Annotated in this window: 11 protein-coding genes; 7 read left to right on the forward strand and 4 right to left on the reverse strand. The window is 41.2% G+C overall.

Annotated elements, in window-relative coordinates:
- Window positions 1-30: 30 nt before the first annotated feature.
- From B4F08_RS15925 to fdx, 7 genes are all read left to right on the forward strand, one after another.
- On the forward strand, window positions 31-504 hold the full coding sequence (locus B4F08_RS15925; RefSeq protein ID WP_004697011.1) for an Rrf2 family transcriptional regulator: 474 nt from the start codon (window positions 31-33) through the stop codon (window positions 502-504).
- 1 nt (window position 505) lies between these two features.
- Window positions 506-1,723 (forward strand): IscS subfamily cysteine desulfurase, encoded by a 1,218-nt coding sequence (locus B4F08_RS15930; RefSeq protein WP_291375309.1) that lies wholly within the window; start codon window positions 506-508, stop codon window positions 1,721-1,723.
- Window positions 1,724-1,827: 104 nt separating this feature from the next.
- Entirely contained in the window at window positions 1,828-2,214 is a 387-nt protein-coding gene (iscU, locus tag B4F08_RS15935) for a Fe-S cluster assembly scaffold IscU (protein WP_086209207.1), read from the forward strand.
- 37 nt (window positions 2,215-2,251) lie between these two features.
- Window positions 2,252-2,572, forward strand: a complete 321-nt coding sequence (gene iscA / locus B4F08_RS15940) for an iron-sulfur cluster assembly protein IscA (protein ID WP_086209208.1) — start codon at window positions 2,252-2,254, stop codon at window positions 2,570-2,572.
- A gap of 122 nt (window positions 2,573-2,694) precedes the next feature.
- The gene (gene hscB, locus B4F08_RS15945; protein WP_086209209.1) at window positions 2,695-3,210 is read left to right on the forward strand and encodes a Fe-S protein assembly co-chaperone HscB; all 516 of its coding nucleotides are present in this window, start codon (window positions 2,695-2,697) and stop codon (window positions 3,208-3,210) included.
- 37 nt (window positions 3,211-3,247) lie between these two features.
- On the forward strand, window positions 3,248-5,107 hold the full coding sequence (gene hscA / locus B4F08_RS15950; RefSeq protein ID WP_086209210.1) for a Fe-S protein assembly chaperone HscA: 1,860 nt from the start codon (window positions 3,248-3,250) through the stop codon (window positions 5,105-5,107).
- A gap of 16 nt (window positions 5,108-5,123) precedes the next feature.
- Entirely contained in the window at window positions 5,124-5,462 is a 339-nt protein-coding gene (gene fdx, locus B4F08_RS15955; RefSeq protein WP_086209211.1) for an ISC system 2Fe-2S type ferredoxin, read from the forward strand.
- A gap of 75 nt (window positions 5,463-5,537) precedes the next feature.
- Here the strand turns inward: fdx and B4F08_RS15960 are convergent, their stop codons facing one another.
- The 4 genes from B4F08_RS15960 to B4F08_RS15975 all read right to left on the reverse strand — a co-directional run bounded on the left by B4F08_RS15960 (window position 5,538) and on the right by B4F08_RS15975 (window position 11,683).
- Window positions 5,538-7,001, reverse strand: coding sequence for an adenylate/guanylate cyclase domain-containing protein (locus B4F08_RS15960; protein ID WP_291375310.1), 1,464 nt, complete (start codon window positions 6,999-7,001; stop codon window positions 5,538-5,540).
- Between the two features lie 57 nt (window positions 7,002-7,058).
- On the reverse strand, window positions 7,059-7,493 hold the full coding sequence (locus B4F08_RS15965) for an HIT domain-containing protein (protein ID WP_291375311.1): 435 nt from the start codon (window positions 7,491-7,493) through the stop codon (window positions 7,059-7,061).
- 231 nt (window positions 7,494-7,724) lie between these two features.
- On the reverse strand, window positions 7,725-11,183 hold the full coding sequence (gene mfd, locus B4F08_RS15970; protein ID WP_291375313.1) for a transcription-repair coupling factor: 3,459 nt from the start codon (window positions 11,181-11,183) through the stop codon (window positions 7,725-7,727).
- Between the two features lie 140 nt (window positions 11,184-11,323).
- Window positions 11,324-11,683 carry a hypothetical protein gene (locus B4F08_RS15975; protein WP_171494530.1) on the reverse strand — a complete coding sequence of 120 codons (360 nt, stop codon included), beginning with the start codon at window positions 11,681-11,683 and terminating at the stop codon, window positions 11,324-11,326.
- Window positions 11,684-11,755: the final 72 nt, after the last annotated feature.

Below are 11,755 nucleotides of genomic sequence, written 5' to 3' on the forward strand. Positions count from 1 at the left end.
CACATCTAGTCTAATCATGTGTATCGAATCATGCGCTTAACAACTCGCGGACGCTACGCAGTGACTGCTCTACTTGATTTAGCTTTGCAGCCAACTGAACAAACGATCACGCTTGCTGAAATTGCAGCTCGTCAAACTATCTCTGTTGCTTATCTTGAGCAGTTATTTGCGAAATTAAAGCGCCACGGTTTAGTTTCTAGCATTCGTGGTGCCAATGGTGGCTACCATTTAGCTCGTCGCGCTGATGAAATTACAGTATTAGCAGTTATTGAAGCTGTAAACGAAACAGTTGATGCCACTCGCTGTGACCATAAAGGCAACTGCCAAAATGGTGCAATGTGCTTAACTCACGATTTATGGCAAGAACTCTCCCATCACATTGCCGACTATCTCGCTAAAATCACTCTTGCTGACCTTGTAGCACGTGACAACGTCCAAAAAGTTGCCATTCGCCAAAACACAGCACCTTCAGATTCAGCCCTTTTATCGGTAACAGGTATTTGACATGAAACGTCCAATTTATCTTGATTATGCAGCAACAACTCCTGTAGACCCTCAAGTCGCTGAACGCATGATGGAATGTCTGACATTTGACGGCACATTTGGCAACCCAGCATCTCGCTCGCATGCTTACGGTTGGCAGGCAGAAGAAAAAGTAGAATATGCACGTGAACAAGTTGCGAACTTGATCAAAGCAGATCCACGCGAAATCGTTTGGACTTCTGGTGCTACTGAATCTGATAACCTTGCACTTAAAGGCGTAGCACAATTCTATGCGTCTAAAGGCAAGCACATTATTACCAGTAAAATTGAACACAAAGCTATTTTAGATACTTGCCGTGAGCTTGAGTCTGAAGGTTTTGAAATGACTTACCTTGAGCCACTACCAAACACGGGTTTAATTACCCCTGAAATGGTTGAAGCAGCTATTCGTCCAGATACCATTCTTGTTTCCCTAATGATGGTGAACAACGAAATTGGTACTGTGACTGATGTTGCAGCAATTGGTGAAATCACTCGTGCACACAAGATCTTCTTCCATGTCGATGCAGCTCAAGCCGCAGGTAAAGTTGAAATTGACCTTTCAACTATGAAAGTAGACCTAATGAGCTTCTCTGCTCACAAAATTTATGGCCCTAAAGGTATTGGCGCACTCTATGTACGTCGTACTCCACGCGTTCGCTTAAAAGCACAAATGCATGGTGGCGGTCATGAACGCGGTATGCGTTCTGGTACACTTGCAACACACCAAATCGTTGGTATGGGTGAAGCATTTGAACTTGCAGGTAAGAACTTAGCTTCTGAACAAGCACGCATTCGCGTACTTCGTGACAAGCTTTGGAACGGCTTACAAGACTTAGAACAAATTTTCTTAAACGGCCATCCAACACAAAACGTTGCAAACTACTTAAATGTCAGTTTCAACTTTGTTGAGGGTGAATCGTTAATGATGTCGTTGAAAGACGCTGCTGTATCTTCTGGTTCAGCATGTACTTCAGCAACATTAGAACCTTCTTATGTATTACGTGCATTAGGCTTGTCTGACGAACTTGCGCACAGCTCAATTCGTTTCAGTTTTGGTAAATACACCACTGAAGCAGACATTGACCACGTACTTACAGTAACACGCTCTGCGGTTGAGAAACTTCGTGAACTTTCTCCACTTTGGGACATGTACAAAGAAGGTATCGACCTTTCTACAGTTGAGTGGGCTGAACACTAATTTTATCCTTTGAAGTCATTCACATACTGGATGACTTCATTGAAAAATCAAGTTTTAACCCCATATTAAATATTAACGCTGACCCCGAGGTTTGGAGACGCATCATGGCTTATAGCGAAAAAGTAATTGATCATTACGAAAACCCTCGTAATGTTGGTGTATTAGATAAAAATGCGGAAAACGTTGGTACAGGTATGGTCGGTGCACCTGCATGTGGTGACGTAATGCGCTTACAGATCCAAGTGGATGACAACGGTGTGATTGAAGAAGCACGTTTCAAAACTTATGGATGTGGTTCTGCTATTGCATCAAGCTCTTTAGTGACTGAATGGCTAAAAGGTAAAACCCTAGATGAAGCTCAAGCGATCAAAAATATTGATATCGCAACTGAGCTTGCTCTTCCTCCAGTAAAAGTACACTGCTCTGTACTGGCTGAAGACGCGATTAAAGCAGCGGTTGAAGACTACCGCAGCAAAAAATCTAAAGCTTAATTGCTTTGCATTTTAAAGAACGATTAACGGAGTTTTCATGATCCATTTAACTGAAAATGCTGCAACTCATATCAGCAATTATTTAAAAAATCGCGGTAAGGGTGAAGGTATTCGCGTTGGCGTGAAAACTTCAGGCTGTTCTGGTTTAGCTTATGTGCTCGAATTTGTTGATTCAATTGATGCACATGACACCACTTTTGAGCAGTTTGGGGTAAAGGTTTTTGTCGATCCAAAAAGCTTGGTTTATCTCGATGGTATGGAGATGGACTATGTGAAAAACGGTTTAAACGAAGGCTTTGAGTTTAATAACCCAAACAAAAAAGGTGAATGTGGTTGTGGTGAATCTTTCACTGTATAAATCAAACCACAGGTTTGCCTTTTAGACATTAAAACAGTGTGTATTGCACTGTTTTAATTGCATTTACATAGCGTGTTTTTGCTTTTGCAAGCACTCCAAATTTAGCGCGGAACCCCCTTTCTATGAATCATTTTGAGTTGTTTAACCTCCCAGTAGCACTCGATATTGATTTAGCAGCCTTAAAAGCAGAGTTTTTAAAGTTGCAGCAACAATATCACCCAGATAAAGCTCTCGATAAAGATCAAGCCCTGATTAAATCAAGCGAGATCAATCAAGCATTTAAAGTTTTATCTCAGGTCGATAGCCGCGCAGGATATTTATTAGGTTTAAAAAAACAAGACTACCATCTTGATCAATCCATCAACGACTTTGAATTTCTTCAATCCGCATTAGAGATTCGCGAACAACTCGATGAAGCACGTTCAGCAGATGAATTACAATCGCTCAAAATTGACGTTCAACAATGGATTGACGGTTTAGTTCGTGAATTCAAAATTGATTTTGAAGCTGAAGATTGGGCCGAAGCACGTGATGATGTCCGCAAACTTCGTTTCTTTGTCAAAGTCATGCATGATATAGATAAAGCTGAAGATCGTTTTGAAGATGACGATAACTTTGATTTAGATGATGAATTTTAACCTATTTTTAATTTTTGACGCTCAAAGGATGTAACTCATGGCTCTCTTGCAAATTGCAGAACCTGGACAATCAAGTGCGCCACATGAACACCGTATTGCCATTGGTATCGACTTAGGTACAACTCACTCTCTTGTTGCCACTGTCCTTTCAGGCAAAGCCAAAGTTTTACACGACGAACAAGGTCGTGTCTTGCTCCCTTCGATCGCACATTATGGTACAAACCAAATTCAGTATGGCGATGAAGCAAAACCCTTTTTGACTTCCGATCCTAAAAATACCATTGTTTCGGTCAAACGTTTTATGGGCCGTTCTAAAGCCGACATTAAGTTTCAACACCCCTACACTTTAGTGGGTGAAGATAATCAAATGCCCGCTTTTGAAACCTCTCAGGGCCGCAAAACCCCTGTCGAAGTGTCCGCTGAAATTTTAAAGCAATTGAAAGATCGTGCTGAAGCAAGCTTAAAAAATGAAGTCAATGGTGCAGTGATTACCGTTCCTGCATACTTCGATGAAGCTCAGCGTCAAGCAACACGTGATGCCGCACAACTTGCAGGTTTAAACGTATTGCGTCTTTTAAATGAGCCTACCGCTGCTGCAGTTGCGTATGGTCTCGACCAAGACACCAATCTTGCACATGATCATAACTATGTAATTTATGACTTAGGTGGCGGTACGTTTGACGTTTCCATTCTACGCTTTTCACAAGGCGTGTTTGAGGTCTTAGCAACAGGTGGCCATACCGCATTAGGTGGTGATGATCTTGATCGTTTAATCGTAAAATGGGCGAAAAAAGAACTCAACATTGAGCAGTTTGATGATACTGAATATGCACATGTTTTGGTTGCTGCGCGTAAAGCCAAAGAAGCTTTAACAAATGCCGAAAGCGTGCATTTGCAGGTGCTAGAGCATAGCCTGACTCTTGATCGTACGACATTTGAAAGCATTATCAAAGTTGCTTTAGATAAGACGATTAGCGTGTGCAAACGCGTGCTCCGCGATGCCAAGCTTGAACTCAGTGACATTCAAAACGTAGTCTTGGTTGGTGGTTCAACACGTTCTTACGCTGTACAAAATGCTGTTCGTGAAGTGTTTGCTCAAGAACCATTGTGTACGATCAATCCAGATGAAGTTGTCGCAATTGGTGCATCAATTACTGCTAACCAGTTGATTGGCAATACAGCAGATGGGGCATTACTACTTGATGTCACCCCACTATCTCTCGGTCTTGAAACCATGGGGGGCTTGGTTGAGCGTCTTATTTCACGCAATACAGCCATTCCCGTTGCACGTCGTCAAGAGTTCACGACTTACCAAGATGGTCAGACTGCGATGCTGATCCACGTGGTTCAAGGCGAACGTGATTTGGTTGAACATTGTCGCAGCTTAGGTCGCTTCGTTCTTCGTGGTATTCCACCTATGACTGCAGGTCAAGCACGTATTGAAGTGACTTTCCAAGTAGATGCCGATGGCTTACTGACGGTTTCAGCTAAAGAAACAACCTCTGGCGTACATGCGCAAATCGACATCAAACCATCTTATGGTTTGGCTGATAGCGATATGGAACGCTTACTGCTTGATGGTTACAAGTTTGCTGAAGAAGATAAAAATCTTCGCCACTTACAAGAAACCAAAGTCGAAGCCAAACGTGAACTTGAAGCTTTAGAACAAGCACTAAAAGTAGATGCACACCTACTCACAAGTGAGCAGCAAGTTGCATTAAATGCAGCCAAAATTTCACTAGAGGCAACGCTTGAAACAACAGAAATCAAGGCCATTGAATCTGCTGTTGAACAGCTTAAAATACACAGTGATGCTTTTGCAGCAGCACGCATGAATCAGCATATCGATGCTGCGCTGAAAGGCACAAAACTCGACGACTGGTCAAACTCAAACTAATTTATAGGTAAAGACTATGCCACGTATTAAAGTTCTTCCACATGCGCAAATCTGCCCAGAAGGTGCTGAGTTTGAAGTCGAGCAAAATGCAAATCTTTGTGAAAGCTTACTCAAAAATGGAATCAAAATTGAACATGCATGTGATATGTCTGCTGCATGTACAACGTGTCATGTGGTGGTGCGAAAAGGTTTTGACAGCTTAGAAGAAATGAATGATATTGAAGCTGATTTACTAGATCGTGCTTGGGGCTTAGAGCCTGATTCTCGCTTATCTTGCCAAGTGAAGTTAGTAGATGAAGACTTAGAAGTTGAAATCCCGAAATACACCATTAACCATGCGTCTGAAAATCACTGATTTTTCAAGCATTAAAAAAGCCACTCATTTGTAGTGGCTTTTTTAATGCCTCTTGTTTTTACAAGCATACCATCATTAATGATATTCGTTTCTTTTAACGGTTTCAACGACCTCATCTTCAAGATTTAATTTCACAATACCTTGAGAATTCGTCATTTTTTGCTGCGTTTGAATACGTTGAATCATTTTTTCTAAAACTTGAATCAACTGCGGGTATTCAAAATTCTGCACCTCATCCAAATTCAGCAGTAAATGAAACCCTTTATATTCATAATCAAACCAGCGTTGGTAGTCTGATTTCTGAGATGTATATTTTTCAACGACTTGCCAAGTCTTCACAGCCCCTTTTATCCCTTTAAGGAAAATTGGTGCTTTCGGTGCACAAAGATAGTCATTTTTTACTAAATTATGCGTATCATCTGAAATTAAGATTTCATCCACTTGAGCTGCACTCTGTAAACGCGCTGCAAGGTTTGCATCACGCCCAACAATGGTATAAGCCATCCGATGTGATGCACCATAGTTTCCAACGTGACAATAACCCGTAGAAATACCCATACGAATGTGCAAAGGCGGATAGCCCATTTTCACCCAACGCTCACGCAAAATTTTCATTTGCTGGCGCATTGCCATTGCCATTTCTAAGCAATTCTGCGCATCCCGCTCTACACCCTCAGAATTCGGATCACCAAAAAAGACTAAAATGGCATCCCCCATGAATTTATCAACAGTACCCTCGTATTGCTTCGCAATCTCGGTCATGTGTCTTAAATAGTCATTAAGCAGGAATGCCAAATCATCGGGAATTAAGCTTTCAGACAACTCTGTAAAACCTTGAATATCTGAAAAGAAAACCGTGAGTTTTTTACGTTTATATTCAATTTTCGCTTCAGACTCACCTTTCATAATTGACTGCCACAGTTGCACTGGAGCATAGCGGCTCAACTGATTCGCAAATTCCATGTAGCGATTCATTTGATCGTAATAATGATTCTTGCGGCGATATATATCCTGCATTTGGTTGCGCTGATAATAACTACCCACACCAAAATAAGTAATCAGACACAAAAAACCCAATACGGTCAGCTCGGTACTGGTCGCTTCAAAATATTCACCAAAACCAAAGATAAAGATCAGAGATAAATAAAAAACAACAACACCAATCAGACTCGCCAAAGAAATCATGAGAAATGAAACTTTGTTGCTAATGGCGGTATAAAGCAATGCAAAAATAGACAAAAAAGTGAGTACGATATTCAGATGAATTGCTGCCAAAATAATTGAAGTGACAACAATATCAATCACAAACATCACACTACGTCGTACATCAGTGTCAAAGCGATAGCCTAACCACCGTGAAAATGGTGGTGTAAACAACAATACAACCAATAACAATAATGGGACATAAATTTGATAATGCGTATCCGCCATCGTGTAGTGATAAACGATAGTCAATAGCGACAACATGCTATATCCCATCACTCGATGGAAGTATTCAAATTGTTTGGGTTCTTTAGATATCCAATCGTCTAATGGCACTGATTGTTCCCCATGATGCGCACGATCAAATCATCCCTGATTTGATTTCCACGTGAATTAGTCCATACGCCAATCAAACGGCATATCACCTTGTCCACGTAATGCAAGCATTAAAGTCTGGCGCATATGTGCAAGGACTTCATTGCTATAAGGAACAGCTAGAGTACCCCAAACTGGTTTTGGCCATGCAACATCGTTTTGATAACGAACCACATGGTGGAAATGAAGCTGTGGTACCATGTTACCCAAAGCAGCAACATTCATTTTATCAGCTCGAAATACGCGAGCTAATTGGCTTGACAACCAACTTGACTCACGTAAAAACTGTTCTTGGTCGGCTTGGCTGAGTTCATATAACTCAGTGATACCTGGCACGCGTGGAATTAAAATTAGCCACGGAAATTGCATATCATTCATTAAGCGACATGTTGAAAGTGGAAAGTCGCCTACAAAAAACGTATCTTGAGCAAGTTGTGGATGCAAACTAAACATATCTTTATAAATGATGCAAATTAGAATAATGGCTAATACTATCACATCCAATCGGAGGTGAATATTATAAGCAATGTGTTTCAATACAAATAAAATACGTTTTACTTTGAACTACATCACATTTATCACTTTAATAAATTTCATCAAAAAATCAAGTATTTCTTTTTGTTGTGCAAACACCTACGAAATACCTGATATCTGTATGAAATAACAGCAAATTAGAGCTACTAATTAATGCAATTCTTTAAGTAAATTTGCTAATAAGTCATTGATAAACTGAATTCGCTTTTCATACTCTTCCAACATCACCATAACCTTTAAGCGCTGACCGCCCTCCATTCTAAAAAAGGTCGGGTGTTTTTGCATCATTTGAATAATACTGATGGCCTGTACAGGTGTATCAGGTGAGAATTCAATAGCTCCTCCATTGCCCGAAATATCGACTTTCGTGATCCCTAATGTTTCAGCTTTTAGGCGAATCTGATGAACAGCAAAGAGTTGCTTCACAGGCTGTGGCGGTATACCAAAACGATCAATGAGCTCCATGCGAATATTATCAAGCTTTTCCTGACGATCTGTATTACTAATCCGCTTATAAAACAATAAACGCTGATGCACATCTCCTAAATATTCATCTGGAATCAAGGCTGGCATATGTAAATTGATTTCTGCGGTCAGTGATAGTGGCGCATCGAAATTTGGCGTTTTCCCTTTTTGAATAGCTTTAGTCGCCTTCTCAAGCATTTCCATATACAAGCTATAACCAATGGCTTGCATTGATCCACTTTGTTGCTCACCGAGTAACTCACCAGCCCCACGAATTTCTAAATCTTCCGTCGCCAACATGAAACCTGCTCCAAGGGTTGAGGCCCGCTGAATAGCATCTAAACGCTTTTCAGCATCGCCTTTCAATCCTTTAATGGATGGTACCAGTAAATATGCATAGGCTTGGTGGTGCGAACGCCCAACACGTCCACGAAGTTGATGCAACTGCGCAAGCCCCAATTTATCAGCACGTTCAATCAAGATAGTATTGGCATTTGGGACATCAATCCCTGTTTCAATAATGGTTGAGCAAACCAATACATTATATTCTTTATGATAGAACTGCTGCATGACTTGCTCTAACTCGCGTTCGCGCATTTGCCCATGTGCAACAGCAACACGTGCTTCAGGCACCAACTCTCGGAGACTTTCAGCCGCGCGCTCAATGGTTTCTACTTCATTGTGCAAGAAGTAAACCTGCCCACCACGCAGTAATTCACGCAAGATAGCTTCTTTGACGGCATCACCCGTATGCTCTTGTACAAAGGTTTTGACCGCTAAACGTCGTGCAGGTGGCGTTGCAATAATTGAAAGATCTCGCATACCACTAAATGCCATGTTTAAAGTACGCGGAATTGGTGTTGCGGTAAGGGTTAACATATCCACATCGGCACGCATCGCCTTGATCCGTTCTTTATCACGCACCCCAAACCGATGCTCTTCATCCACAATCATAAGACCTAAATCTTTAAACTGGACGCTTTCTTGCAAGATTTTATGCGTACCAATCACAATATCGACTTTGCCTTCTGCCAGATCTTCGATCGTTTTAGTATGGCTCTTACTGCTACCAAAACGAGATAAAACTTCTATACGAATAGGCCAATCCGCAAAACGGTCTTTAAACGACTCATAATGCTGTTGAGCTAACAAAGTTGTTGGAACCAAAACCGCAACTTGCTTATTGTTTTGTACCGCTAAAAAAGCAGCCCGCATTGCCACTTCAGTTTTACCAAAGCCCACATCACCACAGACCAAACGATCCATTGGTTTCGCCTGTTGCATGTCATATAAAGTCACCTCAATCGCATTAGCCTGATCTAGCGTTTCTTCATAGGCAAAGCCACTGGAAAACTGCATATATTGGCCATGATCAAGCTCAAAGCCAAAACCAGGTTTGGCTTGACGACGTGCTTGAATGTGTAACAATTCTGCCGCCACATCATGAATTTGCTCGAGTGCTTTACGCTTCGCTTTGCTCCAAGCATCTGTACCCAACTTATGTAAGGGTGCCAAGTCTGGGTCACCACCACTATAGCGACTAATCAAATGCAGATTAGTCACAGGAACATAAACTTTGGCAGCATCGGCATAGTCAAGCTGCAAGAACTCATAGTCCTGATCATCAATACTTAAAGTGACTAAACCTGCATAACGTCCTACACCATAGTCAATATGTACAACTGGCGCACCCATGCTCAACTCAGTCAAACTGCGAATGAGAAACTCTTCAGAAACCTCTTGTTGGCGCTTACGCCGACGTTGCACCACACGGTGTTCATACAACTGGTTTTCTGAGATAACACTCAGCGTATTTTTTAAGACCAAACCACGTTCTAATGGTGCATTGGTAATGGCAATAGCATGTAAAGACTTTTGAAACTCAGCAAAATTTTCGACATTAGGAATTTCTCCCAATGTTGCGCGCAATGCATCTTTTAAAGTTTCACGACGCCCCGCGCTTTCAGCAACCAGTAATACGGGATGATTTGCTGTATCAATATACTGTTTCACCGCATGAAAAGGTTTTTCACTTTTTGGGTCGACGGGTAAACGAGGTGGAAGTTCAGTCTTTAAATTCACCACCCCCGCTTTTAAGTCGAAAATATCGCCTGAGGCAATAATGCGTGGAAAGGTATTGAGCTGTTCTAAAATTTGATTGGTTGAAATAAAAAGTTGTTCAGGTGGCAAAATGGGCTGATCAATATTGTGTCTACGGTCCTGATAGCGACGATCAACCTCTTTCCAAAAACTATCTAAACCATCATCAACCTGTTTATCTGTAATGACAATAGAATGACTAGGTAAGTATGAAAGTAGTGTACTTTGAGCTTGCATCTGCTCCGCACTAAAAAAAAGTGGGAAATAGAACTCAATCCCTGGTGATGCAATCCCTTCTAGCACATCCTGATAAATTGGGTTCTTCTTAGGGTTCGCCGTTGGAAACATCTCCGCATAACGATCACGGAATACACTACGCGCTTCTTTCAGCGGAAACTCTTTCGCAGGTAAGACAGAGAATTGTTTTAAGTTTTCCGTGGTGCGCTGTGTTTCCGGATCAAAAAATTTAAGAGTTTCAATTTCATCATCAAATAAATCTATGCGAATTGGCGCCGCTTGACCTGAAGCATAGATATCCATAATGCTACCGCGAACTGCAAATTCACCATGGTCGTATACTGTGTCGACCAAATGATAGCCTGCTTGAATCAAACGTTTCTTTTGCTGTTCCAATTCAAACTTTTGACCGACCCGGATATCAAAATGCTCACCTAAAACCCACGAAGTCGGTGCCACACGTTGTGCCAAGGTCGAAGCCGAAATCAATAAGACACCCGTTTGTGGCATATTGGATAAAATCGCGAGACGCTCAGACACGATATCTTGATGAGGAGATAACCGGTCATAAGGCAGAATTTCCCAATCAGGAAAAATCGTCGGTCGGATGCCGTAAAACTCAAACTCACTTTCGAGTTGCGCCAAATGTTGGTTATTTTTTGCAACAACCACAAAAAGTTTTTTATTCTGTGTACTGAGCGTTTGAATAAATAGCGCAACAGATGAGCCGAGCAGATTTCCGAGCCATCTTTTTTCGCCCGCTTTTAGTTGTTGCACATTCAGTTGGGAGATTTCTTCTTGGAACATGGGCATTGCTTAAGCACCTAAAAACATGCGTCATATACTAGCACGATGTCCTAAAGCAGCACGTTATTTTTCGCTACAAAACACCCTCTTACACGCAGCCAAGCCCCTTTCACCACTCAATTTTATGTCATTTAAATGCTCTATTTTTTATCGCGAATAAACTGATAATAATAGTCGCTCAGGAGTTTAATGATGTGCTTTAACTCGGTTAAGTTTTCAAGATTATTACCCAAGCGAGCAACAAAGCGCCCACTGGCTATTTCCAAATCAATTTTTTCATTCATCAACATCGCACTATAAAAAAGTGCATTGAGGTCATCAAACTGACTGATTCGACGATTTGAGAAATACGCTAAGCGTTCAGCATGTATATCATTGATCACAACACCCTCAATAATAAATCCATTCTGTTCATCATATTCAATCTGATGCTGCTGCAAAAACAGTTGTTCTGGTGCATCTTTCTTTCGTTTCAACAAATTGGTTAGTTTAGTGAGCATATCAATCTAATCATCTTTCTCTTTGCATATTGTAGTTCTAACCAGACTAGATTGTTAGCCAGTCTTAGCTTA

Origin of the sequence: Acinetobacter sp. UBA6720, assembly GCF_002454215.1 — a bacterium.
In the GTDB taxonomy this organism is placed as follows: domain Bacteria; phylum Pseudomonadota; class Gammaproteobacteria; order Pseudomonadales; family Moraxellaceae; genus Acinetobacter.